Origin of the sequence: Streptomyces sp. NPDC048361 (assembly GCF_040651795.1) — a bacterium.
Lineage (GTDB): Bacteria > Actinomycetota > Actinomycetes > Streptomycetales > Streptomycetaceae > Streptomyces.
On the sequence record NZ_JBEZKW010000003.1, the window covers coordinates 41,133 to 60,344 of the forward strand.

The 19,212-nt window shown below is 68.8% G+C and carries 17 protein-coding genes; 9 read left to right on the plus strand and 8 right to left on the minus strand.

The window, feature by feature from the left end:
• Positions 1-190 precede the first annotated feature (190 nt).
• Entirely contained in the window at positions 191-2,014 is a 1,824-nt protein-coding gene (gene dnaA, locus AB0D31_RS02550) for a chromosomal replication initiator protein DnaA (RefSeq protein WP_362715930.1), read from the minus strand.
• Between the two features lie 381 nt (positions 2,015-2,395).
• Between dnaA and rpmH the strand changes: the two genes are divergently transcribed.
• From rpmH to AB0D31_RS02595, 9 genes are all read left to right on the plus strand, one after another.
• Entirely contained in the window at positions 2,396-2,533 is a 138-nt protein-coding gene (gene rpmH / locus AB0D31_RS02555; RefSeq protein WP_006381191.1) for a 50S ribosomal protein L34, read from the plus strand.
• An 18-nt stretch (positions 2,534-2,551) separates the two neighbouring features.
• Positions 2,552-2,923 (plus strand): ribonuclease P protein component, encoded by a 372-nt coding sequence (gene rnpA / locus AB0D31_RS02560; RefSeq protein ID WP_356611638.1) that lies wholly within the window; start codon positions 2,552-2,554, stop codon positions 2,921-2,923.
• Positions 2,920-3,255 (plus strand): membrane protein insertion efficiency factor YidD, encoded by a 336-nt coding sequence (yidD, locus tag AB0D31_RS02565; protein WP_362715933.1) that lies wholly within the window; start codon positions 2,920-2,922, stop codon positions 3,253-3,255. The genes rnpA and yidD overlap by 4 nt, the downstream gene beginning before the upstream one ends.
• 3 nt (positions 3,256-3,258) lie before the next feature.
• Positions 3,259-4,545, plus strand: coding sequence for a membrane protein insertase YidC (gene yidC / locus AB0D31_RS02570; RefSeq protein WP_362715935.1), 1,287 nt, complete (start codon positions 3,259-3,261; stop codon positions 4,543-4,545).
• A gap of 14 nt (positions 4,546-4,559) precedes the next feature.
• Positions 4,560-5,072, plus strand: coding sequence for a R3H domain-containing nucleic acid-binding protein (locus tag AB0D31_RS02575; protein ID WP_362715938.1), 513 nt, complete (start codon positions 4,560-4,562; stop codon positions 5,070-5,072).
• Positions 5,073-5,185: 113 nt separating this feature from the next.
• Complete coding sequence (rsmG, locus tag AB0D31_RS02580) at positions 5,186-5,911, plus strand: 16S rRNA (guanine(527)-N(7))-methyltransferase RsmG (protein ID WP_120722438.1); 726 nt, start codon at positions 5,186-5,188, stop codon at positions 5,909-5,911.
• A 289-nt stretch (positions 5,912-6,200) separates the two neighbouring features.
• The gene (locus AB0D31_RS02585) at positions 6,201-7,277 is read left to right on the plus strand and encodes a ParA family protein (protein ID WP_328311748.1); all 1,077 of its coding nucleotides are present in this window, start codon (positions 6,201-6,203) and stop codon (positions 7,275-7,277) included.
• Positions 7,274-8,365 carry a ParB/RepB/Spo0J family partition protein gene (locus tag AB0D31_RS02590; protein WP_362715941.1) on the plus strand — a complete coding sequence of 364 codons (1,092 nt, stop codon included), beginning with the start codon at positions 7,274-7,276 and terminating at the stop codon, positions 8,363-8,365. Before AB0D31_RS02585 ends, AB0D31_RS02590 begins: the two co-directional genes overlap by 4 nt.
• A gap of 307 nt (positions 8,366-8,672) precedes the next feature.
• Positions 8,673-9,290 (plus strand): GNAT family N-acetyltransferase, encoded by a 618-nt coding sequence (locus AB0D31_RS02595; protein WP_362715943.1) that lies wholly within the window; start codon positions 8,673-8,675, stop codon positions 9,288-9,290.
• Positions 9,291-9,383: 93 nt separating this feature from the next.
• Here the strand turns inward: AB0D31_RS02595 and trxA are convergent, their stop codons facing one another.
• The 7 genes from trxA to AB0D31_RS02630 form a co-directional block, all read right to left on the minus strand.
• Positions 9,384-9,719 (minus strand): thioredoxin, encoded by a 336-nt coding sequence (gene trxA / locus AB0D31_RS02600; RefSeq protein ID WP_362715946.1) that lies wholly within the window; start codon positions 9,717-9,719, stop codon positions 9,384-9,386.
• A 50-nt stretch (positions 9,720-9,769) separates the two neighbouring features.
• Positions 9,770-10,729, minus strand: coding sequence for a thioredoxin-disulfide reductase (gene trxB / locus AB0D31_RS02605; protein ID WP_362715948.1), 960 nt, complete (start codon positions 10,727-10,729; stop codon positions 9,770-9,772).
• Positions 10,730-10,878: 149 nt separating this feature from the next.
• A complete protein-coding gene (locus tag AB0D31_RS02610; RefSeq protein ID WP_362715951.1) occupies positions 10,879-11,889 on the minus strand; it encodes a hypothetical protein in 1,011 nt (336 codons plus the stop codon).
• Positions 11,886-12,614 (minus strand): RNA polymerase sigma factor SigM, encoded by a 729-nt coding sequence (gene sigM, locus AB0D31_RS02615; RefSeq protein ID WP_362715953.1) that lies wholly within the window; start codon positions 12,612-12,614, stop codon positions 11,886-11,888. Before sigM ends, AB0D31_RS02610 begins: the two co-directional genes overlap by 4 nt.
• 25 nt (positions 12,615-12,639) lie before the next feature.
• Positions 12,640-14,379 carry a serine/threonine protein kinase gene (locus tag AB0D31_RS02620; protein ID WP_362715956.1) on the minus strand — a complete coding sequence of 580 codons (1,740 nt, stop codon included), beginning with the start codon at positions 14,377-14,379 and terminating at the stop codon, positions 12,640-12,642.
• A 128-nt stretch (positions 14,380-14,507) separates the two neighbouring features.
• Positions 14,508-16,673 carry a murein biosynthesis integral membrane protein MurJ gene (gene murJ / locus AB0D31_RS02625; RefSeq protein ID WP_362715959.1) on the minus strand — a complete coding sequence of 722 codons (2,166 nt, stop codon included), beginning with the start codon at positions 16,671-16,673 and terminating at the stop codon, positions 14,508-14,510.
• A 44-nt stretch (positions 16,674-16,717) separates the two neighbouring features.
• Complete coding sequence (locus tag AB0D31_RS02630) at positions 16,718-19,039, minus strand: DUF6049 family protein (protein WP_362715962.1); 2,322 nt, start codon at positions 19,037-19,039, stop codon at positions 16,718-16,720.
• Positions 19,040-19,212: the final 173 nt, after the last annotated feature.

Consider the following 19,212-nt stretch of genomic DNA (forward strand, 5'->3'; position numbering starts at 1 on the left):
CGTGAAGGCGCCTCTTTGGGGCCCGAAGAGGGTCGCGGAGAGGCCGCGGAGGGGGCGCCGAGGGACAGCTGAGGGACAGCCGAGTGCTCGCAAAGGGACAGCGGAGTGCTCGCCAAAGGCTCGGGAAACGCCTGAGGGCGCCAGGAGAATCGATCCCCTGGCGCCCTCAGGATGGGTGGTACGTGTCCGCTCAGCCGTTCTTGATGCGGTTGGTGAGCTCGGTGACCTGGTTGTAGATGGAGCGCCGCTCCGCCATCAGCGCTCGGATCTTGCGGTCGGCGTGCATCACCGTCGTATGGTCGCGGCCGCCGAACTGGGCCCCGATCTTCGGCAGTGAGAGGTCGGTGAGCTCGCGGCACAGATACATGGCGATCTGGCGGGCCGTCACCAGGACGCGGCTGCGCGAGGATCCGCAGAGATCCTCCACCGTCAGACCGAAGTAGTCGGCGGTCGCGGCCATGATGGCGCTCGCGGTGATCTCCGGCGCCGAGTCCTCGCCGCCGGGGATCAGGTCCTTCAGGACGATCTCGGTGAGCCCGAGGTCCACCGGCTGCCGGTTCAGGGACGCGAACGCGGTGACGCGGATCAGCGCGCCCTCCAGCTCACGGATGTTCCTCGAGATCCGGGACGCGATGAACTCCAGCACCTCCGGCGGGGCGTTGAGCTGCTCCTGCACCGCCTTCTTACGGAGGATCGCGATACGCGTCTCCAGCTCGGGCGGCTGCACATCGGTGGTCAGGCCCCACTCGAAGCGGTTGCGCAGCCGGTCCTCCAGGGTCATCAGCTGCTTGGGCGGCCGGTCCGAGGAGAGCACGATCTGCTTGTTGGCGTTGTGGAGCGTGTTGAAGGTGTGGAAGAACTCCTCCTGCGTCGACTCCTTGCTCGCCAGGAACTGGATGTCGTCCACCAGGAGGATGTCGACATCCCGGTAGCGCTTGCGGAAGGTGTCGCCCTTGCCGTCGCGGATCGAGTTGATGAACTCGTTGGTGAACTCCTCCGAGCTCACGTACCGCACCCGGGTGCCGGGGTACAGGCTGCGCGCGTAGTGGCCGATCGCGTGCAGGAGGTGCGTCTTGCCGAGGCCCGACTCCCCGTAGATGAAGAGGGGGTTGTAGGCCTTGGCCGGCGCCTCGGCGACCGCGACGGCCGCGGCGTGCGCGAACCGGTTGGACGAGCCGATGACGAAGGTGTCGAAGAGGTATTTCGGGTTCAGGCGGGCGTGCGGCTCGCCGGGACCGCCCTGCGCGGGCGCGCCGCCGGACGGGGACGGCGCGAGGTGGCCGGAGCCGCCGCGCTGCGGGGGCTGCCCGGCGGGGAGCTCACGCCGCTCGGGCCGCTGCTCGTGGCGCTGCTGCTCGTATGACGGAGGCTTGGGCTGCTCGTACTGGCCCCGGCCCTGGTCGTATCCGCCGCGGTCCTGGTCGTATCCGCCACGGTCGGGCGGCTGCGGGGATCGGTAGTCGTGCTGGGGCTGCTGCGGGCGTGGGGCGCCGTAGGGCTCGCGCCACTGATCGCCCGGGGTGTCGCGGTCCTGGAAGCCGCCGAGCCGGGGCTGCTGCCACAGGTCCTCCTGAGCACGCGGCCAGGCGCCCGGCTCGGAGCGCTGCTGGTACTCGCCGGGATAGGCGGGGCGCGCGGTCGGCAGGCCGTCGTCGGCGGGGCGTCCATAGGGGTCGTCCTGGTAGCGCGCCTGCTGCTGTTGCGGGGAGGGCTGCTGTGGAGCGGGCGGCGAGGGCTCGCCCACCGAGTCGTCGACGGTGATCGCGATCCGGATGGTGCGGCCGCACTCGCGGCTCAGGGTCTCGCTGATCAGCGGCGCGAGCCGGCCCTCCAGGACGCGCTTGCCCCATTCATTGGGGACGGCGAGCAGCGCGGTGTCGGCGACCAGTGCGAGCGGCTGGCAGCGCTCGATCCACTGCTTGTCCTTGGGCTCGATGCCCTGCTGCCCCTCTCCGAGGAGATGCTCCAGCACTCGTGGCCACACTGCGGCAAGATCGGCAGGTACGTCAGCCACAGGGCACGCTCTCTCGCAGGTCCCACGAATGTGTGGTTCTCGGGACGGTATGGGATGGCATAGACAGACAGGCGAGGACAGATGGGGAGAAGGCTCGGAGTTCAGCCACGGTAGTCGGGCCCACTGACGTGGTTCAAGTTGTTGTCCACAGCCTGTGCATACCGGGGGCCGGTGAGGAGCCGGTTTGACCGGATGGCGTAGCCGCGCGTACCGTGACCAGGTCGAGTTGTCGATGGCTGCTGCCGCCTGCCTCCGATGGGCAAAGATCACGATCTGTGATCGTGAAGCGGTGCACACGGGCGTATACGCGAGCTACTCGTGGGCGCACGGTGACAGCCAGGCGATGTCCCGCCGCCAACGAATCATTTCTGGAGCCCCCGAGTGAGCAAGCGCACCTTCCAGCCGAACAACCGTCGCCGCGCCAAGACCCACGGCTTCCGCCTGCGGATGCGTACCCGCGCCGGCCGCGCGATTCTCGCGAACCGCCGTGGCAAGGGTCGCGCCAGCCTGTCCGCGTAACAGCTAACAGGTCATGACGTGCTGCCTACCGAGAATCGGCTGAGGCGGCGCGAGGACTTCGCAACCGCGGTTCGCCGAGGACGCCGGGCCGGTCGCCCGCTCCTCGTCGTCCATCTACGCAGCGGTGCAACAGACCCGCACGCGCCTGGGGAGAGCGCTCCCCCGACGCGTGCGGGTTTCGTTGTCAGCAAAGCCGTCGGCGTTGCCGTCGTCCGCAATCTGGTGAAGCGCAGGCTCCGCCATCTCATGCGCGAACGACTCTCCCAGTTGCCCGCCGGTAGCCTGGTGGTCGTACGGGCATTGCCCGGTGCGGGCGATGCCGACCATGCACAGCTGGCCCGAGACCTGGACGCCGCCCTCGCGCGGCTCCTGGGAGGGGGCGCGCGATGAAGTACCCGCTGCTGGCCCTGATCAAGCTGTACCAGTGGACGATCAGCCCACTTCTCGGGCCCGTCTGCCGGTACTACCCGTCGTGTTCCCACTATGGATATACGGCGATCGACCGGCACGGTGCCCTCAAAGGCACAGCCCTGACCGCCTGGCGCATTCTGCGGTGCAATCCGTGGTCGCCCGGTGGCGTGGACTACGTACCGGAGCGCAAGCGACCTCGATGGCACGAGGCGCTGCGCGCTGCCTGGCGCGGCGACAAGGGCGGGCAGTCCGCCGCTGAGACCGAGACAAGCCCGGCCGCAGAGACCCCGCCCAAAGCTCAAGGAGCCTGATTAGTGGACACGATTGCCAGTCTGTTCAGCTTCATTACCTGGCCTGTTTCCTGGGTCATCGTCCAGTTCCACAAGTTGTACGGCGCGATCTTCGGGCCGGACACGGGCTGGGCCTGGGGCCTGTCAATCGTGTCCCTCGTGGTGCTCATCCGTATCTGTCTGATCCCGCTCTTCGTGAAGCAGATCAAGTCGACGCGGAACATGCAGGCGCTCCAGCCGAAGATGAAGGCGATCCAGGAGCGCTACAAGAGCGACAAGCAGCGTCAGTCCGAAGAGATGATGAAGCTGTACAAGGAGACGGGCACCAACCCGCTCTCCTCGTGCCTTCCGATCATCGCCCAGTCGCCGTTCTTCTTCGCGCTGTACCACGTACTCGCCGGCATCGCCAACGGCAAGACCATCGGCGTCATCAACCAGCCGCTGCTCGAGAGCGCCCAGAAGGCCCACATCTTCGGTGCCCCGCTGGCCGCGAAGTTTATGGACAACGCCTCCAAGGTCGAGGGCCTCGGCGCCTCCCTGACCGATGTCCGCGTCGTCACCGCGATCATGATCGTGATGATGTCGGCTTCGCAGTTCTTCACCCAGCGCCAGCTGATGACGAAGAACGTGGACCTTACGGTCAAGACGCCGTTCATGCAGCAGCAGAAGATGCTGATGTACGTCTTCCCCGTCATGTTCGCCGTGATGGGCATCAACTTCCCCGTCGGTGTCCTCGTCTACTGGCTGACCACCAACGTGTGGACCATGGGCCAGCAGATGTACGTGATCAACCAGAACCCGACGCCGGGTTCCAAGGCGCAGGCCCACTACCTGGACCGCCTGATCAAGAGCGTCAGCACCCACGGCGAGGTGCGCGGCAAGAAGCGCCGCACCATCGTGCAGGCGATCGTGGCCAAGGGCCCGGACCGCAACGACAACGAGCGCAAGTTCATCAACGGGCTCTCCAAGCAGGGCTTCGCCGCCCAGGCCGACGGCACCGTGGTGAAGAGCGACGCGGCGGTCCTTGAGGCCGAGGGCGGGGCGGCGCCCAAGCGCCAGCAGCCCAAGCGGCAGACCAAGGCGCAGCGCCAGGGCGGTGCCACGCAGGCGGACGACGTGGCCGCGAAGACCTCGCTGTCGAAGGGCTCCACGGCCGCGGCCGAGCCTGACGAGCAGCGGACCGAACCGCAGGACGCCAAGCCCAAGCAGGACACCAAGCCGAAGCAGGGCAAGCCCACGGCCGGTCAGGCACGAGCCAAGTCGGGTCAGCGCAAGGGTCAGCAGCGGCCCAAGCACCCGTCCAAGAAGTAAGAAGGAGTCCATCCGTGACGGAAGGCACCACCGCCCCGGCCGCTGAGGGCGTCGACACCCTCTCCCGCCTGGAGCAGGAGGGGGAGATCGCCGCCGATTACCTGGAGGGCCTGCTCGACATCGCCGACCTCGACGGCGATATCGACATGGACGTCGAGGCGGACCGAGCCGCGGTCTCGATCATCAGTGACAGCAACAGCCGTGACCTGCAGAAACTCGTCGGTCGTGACGGCGAGGTCCTGGAGGCGCTTCAGGAGCTCACGCGTCTGGCCGTGCACCGTGAGACCGGTGACCGCAGCCGTCTGATGCTGGACATCAGCGGGTACCGGGCCCAGAAGCGTACGGAGCTCGCCGCGCTGGGCGCCAAGGCGGCGGACGAGGTGAAGAGCACCGGTGAGCCGGTGAAGCTGGACCCGATGACGCCGTTCGAGCGCAAGGTCGTGCACGACGCGGTGGCGGCCGCGGGGCTGCGCAGCGAGTCGGAGGGCGAGGAGCCGCAGCGCTTCGTCGTCGTGTTGCCCGCCTGAGCGGTCATCGCCTTCTCGGCCCCGTCTGTTCGCAGGCGGGGCCGATCTTTGTCAGCCTGATAGTCAGCCACCACAGTGCGGTAACGCCGCGTAGGTAGGGAAGGACGGTCCCCGTGACGGAGGCAGAGGCAGCAGCGGAGCTTCCCCCGGCGCCGGAAGAGGCGCGGGCGGTTTTCGGCGAGTTCTTCCCCGAGGCCGTGCGGTATGCGGAGCTGCTCGCGGATGCGGGGGTCAAGCGCGGTCTGATCGGGCCGCGTGAGGTGCCACGTCTGTGGGAGCGGCATCTGCTCAACTGCGCGGTGCTCTCCGAGGTCGTTCCCGAAGGCGTCACGGTGTGCGATGTCGGCTCGGGCGCGGGGTTGCCCGGTATCCCGCTCGCGCTGGTCCGCCCGGACCTGAAGATCACCCTCCTTGAGCCGCTGCTGCGCCGCACCAACTTCCTGCAGGAGGTCGTGGAGCTCCTCGGTCTCGACCACGTGACGGTGGTGCGCGGCCGCGCGGAGGAGATGTTGGGCAAGGTCACTCCGGTCCATGTGGTGACGGCGCGTGCGGTGGCGCCGCTCGACCGGCTGGCCGGCTGGGGTGTTCCGCTGCTGCGTCCCTACGGCGAGATGCTGGCGCTCAAGGGCGACACGGCCGAGGAGGAGATCGTGGGGGCGCGTGCCGCGCTGAGCAAGCTCGGTGTGGTGGAGACCTCGGTACTCCACGTCGGCGAGGGTGTGGTGGATCCGCTGTCCACGGTGGTACGGGTCGAGGTCGGCGAGAGCCCCGGTGGTGTGCGGTTCGCCGCGAAGCGCGCCAAGGCCGCCAGGACAAGCCGGACCCGGCGCCGCCGCTGAGGGTCCGTCCGCTTCGGGCGTTCTATGAGGAATGCTCCATAGAAGGCGGTATACATACGCATTTCGGAGTGTCGTAACGGTCTCCGGCGAGCGCGGATGCATCGTGTTTCACGTGAAACGTCGCTCACTGCTGCATGGAATCATCAGCCGCGGCCGTGCGGCTTCCTCTCCGCGCGACCGAAAGCCGTTTGCGGGGGGCCTTGAGTCCCCCGCAGGGGCTATGGAGTTGTCCACAGAGGTGGATTCATCCACAGAAGACCGGGCCTCGCTGGTTCACGACCCCGAAGGCATGGGAGGCTCTGTTCATTGCGAGCCTGATGTCGAGGAGAGTGAATCCTTGCGGTCCGACGCCAACATCGCGGGACCGATGACCGATCCGGTCCCCGGTCCCCGAACCGAATCGGCGGGGGAGGATGTTTCACGTGAAACACCGCCCCCGATGGACGACACCCCCATTGGTCGTGCTGCCCAGCTGGCGGTGGAAGCTCTCGGCCGTGCCGGCGAGGGACTGCCGCGGCCTGAGCAGACCCGAATCATGGTCGTTGCCAACCAGAAGGGCGGCGTAGGGAAGACCACCTCCACGGTCAACCTCGCTGCTTCCCTCGCGCTGCATGGTGCGCGGGTCCTGGTGGTCGACCTCGATCCCCAGGGCAACGCCTCGACGGCGCTAGGCATCGACCACCACGCCGAAGTCCCATCGATCTATGACGTTCTGGTCGAAAGTAGGCCACTTTCCGAGGTGGTCCAGCCCGTCCCGGACGTCGAGGGTCTCTTCTGCGCACCTGCCACGATCGATCTCGCCGGTGCGGAGATCGAGCTCGTGTCCCTGGTGGCGAGAGAGAGCCGACTGCAGCGCGCCATCCAGGCGTACGAGCAGCCGCTGGACTACATCCTCATCGACTGCCCGCCCTCGTTGGGTCTGTTGACGGTCAACGCGCTGGTCGCGGGGGCCGAGGTGCTGATTCCGATCCAGTGCGAGTACTACGCGCTGGAGGGGCTGGGCCAGCTCCTGAGGAACGTCGATCTCGTACGCGGCCACCTCAACCCGACGCTGCATGTGTCGACGATCCTGCTCACCATGTATGACGGCAGGACCAGGCTCGCCTCCCAGGTGGCCGACGAGGTGCGGAGTCACTTCGGCAAGGAGGTGCTGCGGACCAGCATTCCGCGCTCGGTCCGCATCTCCGAGGCGCCGAGCTACGGGCAGACGGTGCTCACCTACGACCCCGGATCCAGTGGCTCGCTTTCCTACCTCGAAGCTGCCCGCGAGATCGCCCTGCGCGGTGTCGGCGTGCAGTACGACCCCACGCACGCGCATGTGGTCAGCCAGAACAACCAGCACAGCATGTCGGAGGGGATCCAGTGAGCGAGCGACGCAGAGGATTGGGACGGGGGCTCGGTGCGCTGATCCCTTCCGCAGCACAGGAGAAGCCGGGCACCTCGGCGGGGACGGCGTCCACGTCCCCCTCGGCGGTTCCGGTACTGACCGCGGAGCGGGGGGTGGCAGCCGCGAAGGTGGCGACGCTGCCGCCGGCCGCTGTTTCACGTGAAACGATCGTGGAGCCGGAGGCCGTTGCGGAACCCGCCGCCCCGGCAGGGGCGTTCTTCGCCGAGCTGCCGATCGACTCGATCGCGCCCAACCCGCGCCAGCCGCGAGAGGTGTTCGACGAGGACGCCCTGTCCGAACTGGTCACCTCCATCAAGGAAGTCGGGCTTCTGCAGCCCGTCGTCGTCCGACAGACCGGCCCCGAGCGCTACGAACTCATCATGGGTGAGCGGCGCTGGAGGTCCTGTCGCGAGGCCGGCCTGGAGCGGATCCCCGCGATCGTCCGGGAGACGGACGACGAGAAGCTCCTGCTCGACGCCCTGCTGGAGAACCTTCACCGCGCACAGCTGAACCCGCTGGAAGAGGCCGCCGCCTACGACCAGTTGCTCCGGGACTTCAAGTGCACCCATGACCAGCTGGCAGACCGCATCGGCCGTTCGCGGCCGCAGGTTTCCAACACGCTGCGATTGCTTCGGCTTTCGCCGCCGGTCCAGAAGAGGGTCGCCGCAGGAGTCATCTCGGCGGGGCACGCGCGGGCTCTGCTCTCGGTGGAGGACTCCGAGGAGCAGGACAGCCTCGCCAAGCGGATCGTGGCTGAGGGGCTCTCGGTGCGGACGGTCGAAGAGATCGTGACGCTGCTCAACTCGGAGCCCAAGAACACCCCGAAGGCCAAGGGCCCCCGGGCGGGCGCGCTCCTCTCACCGGCACTCAGCGACCTGGCCACCCGGCTCTCGGACCGCTTCGAGACACGGGTGAAGGTCGACCTCGGGCAGAAGAAGGGAAAGATCGTCGTCGAGTTCGCCTCGATAGAGGATCTGGAGAGGATCCTCGGCACCCTTGCTCCCGGCGAGGGGCGAGTCCTGGAGAAGGGCCTTGCCGAGCAGGCCTCGGAGGGCGGCGACAGCTGACTTCATTCGCCGCCACTCACGGGCGGGCCGTGTTCCCGGTTCATACGGGAACACGGCCCGCCCTTTGCATGGAGACCGGTGTCGCTGCCGTGAAGGGGTGGATACGATGCGTTCTGGTATGGCACATCGACCTTGATCCATCTTCGAGGGAGGGCGAGGCCATGCGAACGGTGAGCCGCACTCGGCTGGTGACGGCAGGGCTCGGTATCGGGGCGGTCGGCGGGTTCGTCGGCAGCCTGCTGCGTGAGTTGAGCGCACTGTCGGCCGCGCACGGGGCGGCAGACGAGGGAAGTGAGGAACAGCCTCCATGGGGCGTCGGCTCGTACCGCTCACGCTGGACAACCTTCCGGACCTCCCCAAACGCTGCCGCGGCTGTGTCTTCTGGGAACTCGACCCCGTCAGTGGAGAAGCGGCGATAAAGGCAGGGCGTCCCGAAGTCGAGAAGGAAGCCTGGATCTCCGGGGTGCTCCTGGAATGGGGCTCCTGCGGCCGGGTCGTCTACGTCGATGACATCCCGGTCGGCTATGTGCTGTACGCGCCTCCGGCCTACGTGCCCCGCTCCACCGCCTTCCCCACCAGCCCCGTGGCCGCCGACGCCGTACAGCTGATGACTGGGTGGATCATGCCGGGCTATCAGGGGCAGGGGCTGGGGAGGGTGCTGGTGCAGACGGTCGCCAAGGATCTGCTGCGCCGCAACTTCAAAGCCATCGAGGCGTTCGGAGATGCCCGGTGGAAGGAGCCCGCCTGCGTGCTGCCGGCCGACTATCTGCTGTCGGTCGGATTCAAGACCGTGCGGCCCCACCCCAGATACCCGCGGCTGCGCCTCGAACTGCGCACGACGTTGTCCTGGAAGGAAGACGTCGAAATGGCCCTGGACCGGTTGCTCGGTGCGGTCCAGAAGGAGCCGGTCCTCAGGCCGCTGTAAAAGTGCCGCTGTGGACTCTGCCGCATGCGAAACGGGCCCGCCCCCTTCAAGGGAGCGAGCCCGTTTCACGTGAAACAGCGTGTCCGTCGAGACTTACTTCTCGGCGATGAAGTCGTCGAGCTCACGCAGCAGGGCGGCCTTCGGCTTGGCGCCGACGATCGTCTTGGCGACCTCGCCGCCCTGGTAGACATTGAGCGTCGGGATCGACATCACGCCGTACTTGGCGGCGGTGGTCGGGTTCTGGTCGATGTTGAGCTTGACGATCTCGATCTGATCGCCGTGCTCGGCGGCGATGGCCTCCAGCGACGGGGCGATCTGGCGGCACGGGCCGCACCACTCGGCCCAGAAGTCCACCAGGACGGGCTTGTCGCTCTTGAGAACGACCTCGTCGAAGTCGGCGTCGGTCACGTGCTTCAGAGTGCCGGCCACGGCAGTCTCCTAAGGGGTGTTGGGGGAGGGAGAGGAGCTGGGGGTGGGGATCAGACGGTGGCTGCGGCCTTCTCGCTGTCGGCCAGAGCCGCGAGGAAGCGCTCGGCGTCGAGAGCGGCGGAGCAGCCGGTGCCGGCCGCCGTGATGGCCTGCCGGTAGGTGTGGTCGACGACGTCGCCGGCGCCGAAGACACCCGTCAGGTTGGTGCGCGTCGAGGGGGCGTCGACCTTCAGGTAGCCCTCCTCGTCGAGGTCGAGCTGGCCCTTGAAGAGCTCGGTACGCGGGTCGTGGCCGACGGCGATGAAGAGGCCCGTCACCGCGAGCTCGGACGTCGCGCCCGTCTTGGTGTTGCGCAGCGTCAGGCCGGAGAGCTTCTGGTCGCCGTGGATCTCGGCGACCTCACTGTCCCACGCGAACTTGATCTTCTCGTCAGCAAGGGCACGCTCCTGCATCGCCTTGGAGGCGCGCAGGGTGTCCCGGCGGTGGACGATCGTGACCGACTTGGCGAAGCGCGAGAGGAAGGTCGCCTCCTCCATCGCGGTGTCACCACCGCCGACCACGGCGATGTCCTGGTCCTTGAAGAAGAACCCGTCACACGTGGCGCACCACGAGACGCCACGGCCCGACAGCTTGTCCTCGTTGGGCAGAGCCAGCTTGCGGTGCTGCGAGCCGGTGGTGACGATGACGGCCTTGGCGCGGTGGACGGTGCCCGAGGTGTCCGTGACGGTCTTGATGTCACCCGTCAGGTCGACGGCGACGACGTCGTCCGGCACCAGCTCAGCGCCGAAGCGCTCGGCCTGGCCGCGCATGTTGTCCATGAGCTCCGGGCCCATGATGCCGTCCTGGAAGCCGGGGAAGTTCTCCACCTCGGTGGTGTTCATCAACGCACCACCGGCGGTGACGGCGCCCTCGAACACCAGCGGCTTCAGCGACGCACGTGCGGTGTACAGCGCGGCGGTGTATCCGGCCGGGCCCGAGCCAATGATGATCACGTTACGGACGTCGCTCACGGGTTTCTTCCTCGTCTCTGCGGACTGCCTACTGCCTGTCGGGGCCCCGGTCCAGGACTCTCACCCCACCCAACGGATCCTACGGGGCTTGCATTCCCGAGCCGGACGGGCGGCACGGAGACCCGGGTCTCGTACCGTCCCGGCGGCGCTCAGCGACGCGGGTAGGAGCGGGTCAGCAGCACCTTTCCGTGGGCGGAGGGCCCGGCGCTCTCGCAGGAGGCGTCGACGACGTACGCCTCCACGTTGGCGGGAGTGTCCTGGTCGGGCAGCACGACGAGATACACCCGGGATCCGTCATAGGTGCCCTGCTCGGTGGCGAGTGGTGTCTCGGCGGCTCGTCCGGTACCCGCCTGAACACAGGGCGGGATACTCGCGGCGGACCGCACGCTGTCCGATGACTTCTCGCTGTTCGGCGCGTTCTTCGTGGAGGGCGCGATCTGTGCCGAGGGCGCCTTCTGCGTGCTCTGGCCGCTCTGGGACGCCAGCAGCGACTGCACGCGTCCTTCGAGGGTGCCCGCGGAGTAGACGGTGCCGCCGGACTGCGACGGCTCGGACGTGGAGTGGCCGGCATGGGGGCTGGGCGCCGGCGACTGGAGGTTCTGCACGAAGAAGATCCCTGCTCCGACCGCTGCGGCGCCGATCACCGCTGTGAGGACGGCAGTGCGTCGCCGGTACTTCTTGCCGCGGCCGGGACCCGCACCGGCGGCCGCACGGGCATGTCCGGCGGGGCGATCGGCCAGGGTTGCGCCGACTGCGGTCGAAGAACCAGCGGACGCGGAGGGGGTGGGTGCCTTGGGTGTTTCACGTGAAACGCGCGCTGTCTCGGCCAAGCCGTCCTCGGAGGCCGTGCTGGTTGTTTCACGTGAAACGCTCGCTGTTTCTTGCGGTCCGTCCTCGGTTGCCGTGGCGTTCAGCAGGGCTTCCGCGGCGAGTGCCGCGTCGATGCGTCCCACCACATCGGCGGGCATGCGCGGCGGCCCGGGGAGCGTCCCGAGCAGATCGCGGATCTCTTCCAGGGAGTCGCGTACATCGGCACACAGCGCGCAGCCCTGAAGATGGCGGCGTACGTCCGCCGTGCGGGCCGGCGGCAACAGGCCCTCGGTGAGTTCGGAGATCTCCGAGACGTCCGGGTGTTCCGTTGTTCCGGTCGTGGATGTCACGCGCGCCCACCTCCGCCCTTCACGGCAGCCGAATCGCTCGGTCCTGTGTCATTCGGTCCTGTGTCGTTCGTGTCCGACGCAGGTGGGACGGATGTCCCTGGCGTCCGGTTCCTTCCCCCACGGGACTCGCCGTTATCCCTGGCATGCGCAGTATCCGCGCGCAGATGAGTGAGAAGCGGCAACAGCCGTGCGCGGCCGCGGGCACAACGGCTCTTCACCGTGCCGGTGGGCACATCGAGCACGGCGGCGGCCTCGGCAACGGGATAGCCCTGCATGTCGACGAGGACGAGGGCGGCGCGCTGGTCCGGCGGCAGGGTGCCCAGGGCCTCGATGAGCTGGCGGTGCAGTTCCTGCCGCTCGGCCGGCGCCTCGGCCGACTCGTGCGGTTCGAGGAGCTGGTCCAGGCGCTCGGTGTCGTCGACCGGGGACGTCTTGCGGGAGGCCGCCTTGCGGGCCCGGTCGAGGCAGGCGTTCACCGTGATGCGGTGCAGCCAGGTGGTGACGGCCGACTGGCCTCGGAAGGTGTGGGCGGCCCGGTAGGCGGAGACGAGGGCGTCCTGGACGGCGTCGGCGGCCTCCTCGCGGTCCCCCAGGGTGCGCAGCGCCACCGCCCACAACCGGTCGCGGTGACGCCGCACGATCTCACCGAAGGCGTCGGGGTCGCCGTCGACATGACGCGCCAGGAGATCCTGGTCGCTCATGTCGCCCAGCGTGGCGTCGTCCAACGGTGAGCCTCCCCCTGCCGTCCGGTCAGCCGGTGAACTTCACATCCGTGATGCCCTGCTTGTGGCCGGGGTCGCTGTACCCGTCCCCGGCCGCCTCGGGCATCGCGGTCATCCACAGAAGCACGTAACGCGAGGCGACGGGCGAGCTTGCCTTGAGATCGATCTTCTCGCCGCTGGTCTGCGAAGTCGCGATCTTCTTCATCCCCTTCACCCCAGTCGAGGGGGTGAGCGAGTCGGCGGCGTACAGCGTGATGGTGGTGTGATCCCCGCCGTAGCGCAACAGTATCGACGCGGTCGAGATGTTCTTGGACGAGCCCAGGTCGTAGACGATGCCCACGCCTGCCTTCACGGTGGGCGCAAGCTCTGGGCCGTCGTAGAAACTCTTGGTGCGCCAGAACGTGGAGGCGCTGCCGTCGTACGTCTTCGACACATCGGCGGCGTTCTGCGGCGAACCATCCGGCGCGTACTCCTCGGCTCCCTGAATTTTGATCGGCAGGGGCGCCTTCGGCTTGTCTCCGTCGTTGCCGCTGTCCGTGGTCCGGGTGTTCCCGGTCTCGTTGGACCCGCTGCCCTTGTCGTGCTGGAGCAGAGCATCGGCCAGCTGCCAGCTGCCCAGACCCAGCGCGGCGATCAGGAGCGCGGAGACGGCCCACTTGAGGGCCTTGCCGGTGCGGCCCTGGAGCGGCGGGGGCGGAGCCTGGACGGGCTGGGTGACGGACGGGCCGGGACCCGCGGCCGGGCGGCCGTACGTTCCCTGCTGGTAGGTGGTGCGCTGATACTCGGGCGGCGCGGTGAACGCCGGCTCCGGAGGCTTGATGCGCGGCATCTCCCCGATGGCCTTGACCAGCTCGTCCGGGGTGGTGCAGGGCGGTTCCTGACGGGAGGCGGTGGCCCCGTCGTTGACCAGCGCCCGCATGGCGAGCTCGGAGAGGCCGCGGTGGATACCGGCGCGTACCTGGTCGGGAGCGATCAGGCCGACGCCCTTGGGTAGGCCGTGCAGGCCGTACGCGTCGCTCTCGTACGGCCAGCGCTGGGTGAGCACGGCGTACAGCAGCGCTCCGATGGCCTCGGTGTCGGTGCGCTGAGGGGTGTCGGATGTGATGCCGCGCAGCGCCGCGGCCACGGCGAGGCCGCGGATGCGGTACTGCCCGGTGGAGGTCCGCAGGACCGCGCTCGGGGTGAGGCGGAGGTGAGCGAGGCCCTCGCGGTGGGCGGCGGCCATGGCCTGGGAGACCTGGGTGACCATCTGGTACGCGTCGTGTGCCTCCAGCGGGCCGAGCGCCAGGAGGGCGGTGAGCTCGGTGGCGTCCGGGAGCCACTCGTGGACGACGTAGACGAGGTCGTTCTCCTCGACGGCGTCCAGGACCTGCACGAAGCGAGGGTCGCCGAGGAGCGCGGAGGAGCGGGCCGCGGCGAGGACGGAGCGGGCCCGCGCGTGGTCGGCGGGCAGCAGGTGGACACCGACCGCACGGCGGAGCTTCTCATCGACCGCACGCCAGCTGCTGAAACCGTCCAGACGGGTGACGCACTCCTCGAGGCGGTAGCGTCTGGCCAGCTTGTGACCGCTGTGCAGTTCGGGCGTCGCGATGGACGGCTCGGAGGCCTTGCGCTCGCCGCCGGTGCCGTTCGTGCTCTGCTCCGCCGTGTCTGCCGTGTCGATGGACTCCGTCACCCCGTCGGTCGTCGCCTTGTCCGCCTTGGCGGTCAGCGGTGTGTCACCGCTGTTGTCGGCTACGTCGACGGCAGCCGTGCTACGTTCCGCCACCGTCGCTCCTGCCTCCCCATCCGTTGCGTGCTGTTGGCCAGCCATGCAAAGTCATGCCAATTGTGCCCACAGTCCAGCACTATGCACGACACGCGGTGGCCGGCGATGGTTGTGCGCTGGCTCCGCTCTCAGCGGCCGAGCCGCCCGCGCACCATGCCGACCATGGCGTTGAGCTCTTCGATACGCATGCGCTTGGCCGCGATGAAGAAGACTCCCATCAGCACACCGCCGCCGACGACCAGTGCCACGACCGATCCTCCCGCACCCTCGCCCAGGAACTTCAGCAGGCCGAAGCCGACCGCGCCACCCACCACCGCGGCCGGGACCGCGGCGAGGCACAGGCGGGCGTACGTACGCAGGACGTGCGCGCCGTCCAGATCGCCGCCCAGCCGGTTGCGCAGCCGCCGCCACGCCACTCCCACGCCCACGGCGTAGGCCAGACCGTATGCGGCGGCCATGCCCACGACCGCCCATCGGGCGGGCAGCACTACGTAGCAGGCGGCCGAGACCGCCGCGTTGACGGCGGCCACGATGACCGTGTTGTAGAACGGCGTGCGGGTGTCCTCGTACGCGTAGAAGCCGCGCAGGACGACGTACTGCACCGAGTACGGGATCAGGCCGAGCGCGAAAGCCATCAGGATGAAGCCCATGGACTGGGCGGCCTGGGTGCCGCTGGAGGCGTACAGCAGGGTGCACATGGGGACGCCGAGCGCCAGGAAGGCGAACGCGACCGGCACGATGGCGACCGCCGAGTTCCGCAGGCCCTGGGAGATGTCGTCCCGGACGGCGCCCGCGTCGTTGTCGTGCGCGGCACGTGAGATGCGCGGGAGCAGCGCGGCCATGACCGAGACGGTGATGATGGCCTGCGGCATGCCCCAGATCAGCTGGGCGTTGGAGTAGGCGAGGAAGCCGGCGCCGTCACGCCCCGACTGCTTGCCCGCGGCCGTGGCGAGCCGGGTGACGACGATGACGCCGGCCTGGTTGGCGAGCACGAACATCACGGTCCACTTGGCGAGCTTGACCGTCTTGCCGAGCCCGTGGCCCTTCCAGTCGAAGCGGGGCCGGAAGCGGAACCCGGTCTCGCGGAGGTAGGGGAGCATCGCCAGGGCCTGCACCACGAGACCCAGCAGCGTGCCGATGCCGAGCAGCCGGACACCGTCGTGCGGGATGGTCTGGACGCCCATGTGGGACTGGGCGGAGGTGCCGTAGACCCAGATGAACAGGCCGAAGGTGCAGATCATCACGATGTTGTTGAGGACCGGGGTCCACATCATCGCGCCGAACTTGCCGCGGGCGTTGAGGATCTGCCCCATCACCACATGCACGCCCATGAAGAAGATCGTCGGCAGGCAGTAGCGGGCGAACGTCACAGCAACGCTGTTGGCGGCCGCGTCGTTGCCGATGGTGGGCGACATCAGCTGGATCAGCAGCGGCGCCCCGATGACCGCCAGGGCGACGATGGTGCCGAGCGCCACCATGACGAGCGTCAGAAGACGGTTGGCGTAGGCCTCGCCGCCGTCCTCGTCGTCCTTCATGGAGCGCACCAGCTGGGGCACGAACACCGAGTTCAGACCGCCGCCGACGGTGAGGATGTAGATCATCGTCGGCAGGGTCAAGGCGATGGTGAATGTGTCGCCGAGCAGGGCGGCACCCAGCGCCGCGGTGATCACCAGGCTGCGTACGAAACCGGTGAGCCGGGACACCAGGGTGCCGGCCGCCATGACGGCGCTGGACTTCATCAGGCTGGACGCCCGGCCGCCCGACTTGCGGGGCGGTGCGGGCACGGGCTCGGGCCCTGCGGGCACCGGTGGGCCGGCCTGTTCTTGGTCCCGGTAGAGGTGGGCGAAGGCGTCCTGTTCGGGCAGTTCCTCACCCGCCTGCGTGACCAGGTCGTCGACGCCCACGAACTGCGTGGTCCGGGCATCGTCGCCGTAGGGCAGATGGCGCGAGGGCCCCTCCGGCTCCGGCGGCGGGGTCTGCGCCCAGATGCGCGGGTCGGGCGCGTACTGCTGAGCGGTCGGCTGCTGATAGAGCGGCGGCTGCTCGGCGTAGGTGCCCGGGGGCGGCGGCGGGTGCGCCGCGCGGTCGTAGAGCGCCTCGGTCACCGGGTCCTGGGCGGAGAGGTCCTGCGACCGGTACGGGTCGTAGGCGTAGACGTCCTGGACATACGGATCGGGCGCGGATTGCGGCGGCGGGACCTGGCCCTGCTGGGCGGGTGCCGGGGGCATGCCCCCGGAGGGCGCGGCGCCACTGCCGCCGCCCTGCCCACGGTCACCGTCGTACGGCGCGTTCATGGTTACCCCACCTCATCGTCCCCGGCCGACGGCCACGACATAGCTCAATGGTCCACTTTCTCACCCGGGCCGGGTGAGGCCCCGCTTTCCGGACCGGTGTCCGGTGTCGGGTCACTCGGCTGCCCGGGATTGGCGTCCGCCGAACCGTTCGCAGTGCCGGGGCCGCCGTCGCCCTCGGGCTCCTCGCGCGCCGTGGAGCGCTTGCGATGGGTGTACATCCTGATGCCCGCGAGCACCAGGAGCAGGACACCGCCGGCGATGACCAGCATCACCGTCGGAGTGATCTCGGAGACCTGGACGGTGAACTCCATCGGGTCACCGTACGGGGTGCCGTCCTCGGTGTAGAGCCGCGCCGTCACCGGTACGGGGCCGTTGGCGTTGGCGATGGCGGTGAACTTCACCGACTGGCTGCGGTCGCCGTCCACCTTCACCGGCTGTTCGCCGATCGCGGCGCCGTCTTCGCCCAGCTGCAGTCGGGTGGGGCTCTTCGGCTGGATCCGCAGCACCAGGTGGCCGACGCCCTGCACCAGTTTGTTCTGCACGGTGACGGCGATCGTCGCGCTGCGGCCCGACATGGTCGCGGTCGACTTCTGGATCAGATGGACCTGGTTGGCGAGGCCGTCCAGATAGAGCTGGACCCCGGAACGGTACGTTTGCGCGCTCTCCGCTTCGCCGCGCCAGGACGCCGACATCTCCCGGTTGATGGCGTTGCCGAACGGCGTCACCACACGGTCGGGTGCGGCCAGGATCACCTTGAACCTCTCCAGGGTGCCCTGGGTGTCCTGCATGTCCTGGAAGGCGTCGGCCGGCAGCTCCTGCCGGCGCAGCGCGTCGGGGTACAGGCTCGTGCCGGGCACCCGCGTGGTGGCCCCCGGGTCGGGTTTGGCCGTGGCGGCGCCGGACAGGTCGAGCGGCTGGGTCCAGTGCTGCGGGTCGAGCGCGTGCAGCGCGGTGGCCATCGTCTGCGCCTGGCTGACGGTGGGCATGCGCTGGGGGGCGACCACGATGCTGCGTTGCTTCTCGGTGTCCTGGAGCGTGATCGCGAGGGTCTGCGCGAGGAAGTCCTGCACGGAGAGGGTCGAGGCGTCGGCCATCGACAGGTCACCCTGGAACGCGGTGGAGAGCCCGGCGTCGGCCACGATGGCGCTGGCGCCGCCGCCGATCGGTCTGACCGCCGTCGGCGCGTACGGCAGGGAAGCGTCCCTCAGGCTGTCGCTGCGGGCGATCACGTTGTGGGCGCCGGCCGAGGTGGCCACATCGACGATCGACGGGTCGACGGCGCCCTCCACGGGCCAGGCGTAGTCGACCGACGGCGTCACGTGCAGGATCGTGTCGATGGTCTTCTGCGCGACCTCGGTGGCGCTCTGGAGGTGGCCCAGCGAACCGGGGACGTCCCTGCCGTGGTGAGCGAGCGAGGCCAGATCGGGGTCGGCGAAGGGCAGGGCGACGACCTTCTCGCCCTGGACGGCGGCCTCGAGGGCGCTCAGCCACGCCTTCGCCACGTCCTGGCCGGTGCCGTTGACCAGGTTGTCCCCGACCTTGATCTTGTAGTTGCGGGTCATCGCGTCGACGGTGGCCAGCAGGTCGGGGTCGATGACCCATGTCACCGGCAGTTGCTTGCCGAGCGAGACCATCTGGTTCAGCCTGCCGCCGGGCCCGATGTCCCGAGCCAGGGAGTCGTCGGCGAAGACCGGCGTCTGCTGGGCATCCGACCCCGTCTGGGCGGTGAGGTGGGTCGAGGAGATCAGCGGCCACAAGAAAGTGAGCTGGCTCTTCTTCCCCTCGGTGGCGTCGGGCTGCCACGGCAGGAAAGTGTGCTCGATGCCGAGCACCCGGTCGGATTGCCGGCCGGAGGTCTGGCCGGACACGGAGACGCCGAGCGGGTACACCCCGTCCTCTCCGAGGCTCAGCTTGGAGACCGGCACGGAGAGGGTGAAGTCCTGGCTGATCCCGGCGTCCAACCGCGCGAACTTGACCGTGGGACCGTCACTGAGCTCCCCCGCGTCGACCCCCGGCACGTAGCCCTTGCGGCCGGCCGTCTCGTCGATCGCGCTGCGTCCGGAGAGCTTGGATCCCACCCGGAGCCCGACATGAGCGCCGGTGACGGCCTGCTTGCCGGTGTTGGTCACCGTCCCGGAGATCGTCAGCGTGTCGCTCTTGACGGGGGCCTGCGGGGCCATGGAGTCGAGCGAGACGTGCACGCTCTGTCCTGGTGCGGGGTCTGCGGCCGCATGCGCCGGCGCGGTGGCCGTTGCGGACAGGAGGCCGGCGAACAGCGGGGCGCCGACGAGCAGCGCCGCCGTGCGGCGCAGCCACCGGCGGGCAGGAGAGGGGAACGTCCCCTGAGAAACTGCCGCCTCGGCCACGCGCTCGCCCGTCCCTCGATGTCGTCGCTTTCGGTTGCTGCGTCCACGCATGGTAACGATGCGGACTGTGGCGAAGTGCCGCGGTCTGCTCCACATGATCGGAAGAGTGCCGTACGGCCGGGCGGGCGAGCCGGCCGGGGTCCGTCCCGCGCGCGCTGACCGGGTGCCGCCAT

Coding starts and splice junctions, on each gene's coding strand:
- yidD (WP_362715933.1), top strand. CDS start 2,920: ATGAAGTACCCGCTGCTGGCCCTGATCAAGCTGTACCAGTGGACGATC.
- AB0D31_RS02585 (WP_328311748.1), top strand. CDS start 6,201: ATGGGAGGCTCTGTTCATTGCGAGCCTGATGTCGAGGAGAGTGAATCC.
- AB0D31_RS02595 (WP_362715943.1), top strand. CDS start 8,673: ATGGGGCGTCGGCTCGTACCGCTCACGCTGGACAACCTTCCGGACCTC.
- murJ (WP_362715959.1), bottom strand. CDS start 16,673: ATGAACGCGCCGTACGACGGTGACCGTGGGCAGGGCGGCGGCAGTGGC.